General features: G+C 26.1%; 2 protein-coding genes. Both read right to left on the bottom strand.

Going from position 1 to position 2,107, the window contains the following annotated elements; all coding sequences use genetic code 11:
- Positions 1-397: biotin transporter BioY (locus tag G3997_RS03345; protein ID WP_296648087.1), on the bottom strand; the 397-nt coding region annotated here is incomplete at its 3' end.
- Positions 398-703: 306 nt separating this feature from the next.
- The gene (locus G3997_RS03340) at positions 704-1,882 is read right to left on the bottom strand and encodes an SAM-dependent methyltransferase (RefSeq protein WP_296648082.1); all 1,179 of its coding nucleotides are present in this window, start codon (positions 1,880-1,882) and stop codon (positions 704-706) included.
- Positions 1,883-2,107 lie beyond the last annotated feature (225 nt).

The raw sequence follows: 2,107 nt of genomic DNA, 5'->3' as shown, positions 1-2,107 counted from the left end.
TTATACAAAAATATATTGTACCTATTGTGTAGCTTACTAATAAGCCAATTATCATACCAGTATATATACCTATTGTAGATTTATATTTATCAGAAAAATATCCTACTATATACACCATTATTGGAAATGATAATATAAAACCTCCTGTTGGACCTAATATATAACCTATTCCTCCATTAAAATGTGAAAATACCGGCATACCTATTGCTCCTAGTAAAACATATATACTTATAGATATAAATCCTAATCTTTTCCCTAATACTAAACCACATAAAGCTACTGCAAACACCTGCATTGTAATAGGTATTGGCGGAATTGGTATAGATATTTGAGTTAATATTGCTGTTAAGCTAGCAAATATTGAACATATTACTAATTCATTAGTAGTTAATTTCATATGTACCCCCTTTGGTAAACTATTTTTATCTTTACAGTTGACAATTTAATTGTATTCATTCTTTTCTTAATATTAATTTAGTTTAATATTATATARATTAATTAATATACAGGTAAAAAATTATATTTTGAGCAACGGATGTATCCGAAGTGTTAGCGAGGATATATCGTTGGCGACATGAAATATTTCGCCGACACGTCGCTCAAGCGAAGCGAATTTTATACTATCTTCTAAAATTTGATCTGTAGWTWTTGTCATTTATTCTATGAATTTTATAAAATTTAAGTATAATCAATTACTTAAATTTTAATTATACATATAATCTCTAGTTAACGGATTTGAATTATTTACTCCATTAGTAAATACAATTTGATGAAGGTCTATAACTCCAGTATTAAAACATGCAGCACATGAATATAAATACATAGTCCACATTTTAACAAATCTTTCGTCAAACATTTCTCTTACAGTATCTATATTATTTTCAAAGTTTTCAGCCCATTTAAGTAAAGTTCGCATATAATGTGGTCTTAAACTTTCTACATCTGTAGTGTAAAACTTATAATCTGCTGATATTGACATTATTTCTCTTAAGCTTGGTATAACTCCTCCTGGGAATATGTATTTTCTCATCCATGGATCACCTGGAGATTCTGTTAAACCACTTATATAGTGTAGTACAAATATACCTTCTTTCTTAAGTACTTTTGATACATTTTTCATAAATAAATCATAATTATCTCTTCCTACATGTTCAAGCATACCAACACTTACTACTCTATCAAATGATAAACCTGATTTTTCAAGTTCTCTATAGTCCATAAGTTTTACATCTAAATAATCTTGTAAGTTTTCTTCTTCTATTCTGCTTTTAAACTTTTTATACTGCTCTTCACTTAATGTAATACCTAATCCTTTTACCTTGTATTGTTTAGCAGCTTCTATTAAAAGAGAACCCCAACCACAACCTATATCTAATAAACTTAATCCTTCTTTTAAATTTAACTTTTTAAGTAAATGATTAATTTTATTCATTTGTGCATCATATAGTGAATCATTTTCATTTTTAAAGTATCCACAAGAATAGCTCATAGTATCATCTAACCATAATTTATAAAAATCATTTCCTAAGTCATAGTGATAAGATACTTCTTCTTTTTGTTTTTTAGCAGATGTTAAATTTGAAAATAGTTTAGGAAGACGCTTAAAGTCTGTTGAAAACTTACTTTTATATTTTAAAATTGTATTAAGCATAGTAAAAAAGTCACCTTCAACCTCTAGGTTTCCGTCCATATAAGCTTCTCCAAAAGCTAAAGATGTACTTGTAATTAATTCTTTTTTAGGTATTGGTTTATTTAATATAACTTTAAATAAAGGCTCGTCATTTCCTACTTTAATTTCCTCATCATCCCATAATTTAACGGAAAATGATTCATCTTTAAAATTATTTAAAAAGGTTTTTATAAATATTTTATCTTGATTCATATTTTACTCCTTTATTATTACGTTTTATATCGCAATATATATTAATACCTTATATTTTTTCCATATAATTACTATTTATTCATAATATACATCAAAAAAAGTAGTGAATTAAATTTCACTACTTTTCATATAAAAACTTTTCTGATGCTCTTTTCCAAAATTCAAAATCTGAACGTCTAAGAAGTTTTAGTTTTATATCAGATCTTACAATATTAATATCTATAA

The sequence above is a fragment of the Romboutsia sp. 13368 genome (assembly GCF_018336475.1).
GTDB lineage: Bacteria > Bacillota > Clostridia > Peptostreptococcales > Peptostreptococcaceae > Romboutsia.
The sequence above is the reverse complement of the archived record's forward strand: the minus strand, read 5'-3'. Positions and strand labels throughout refer to the sequence as shown.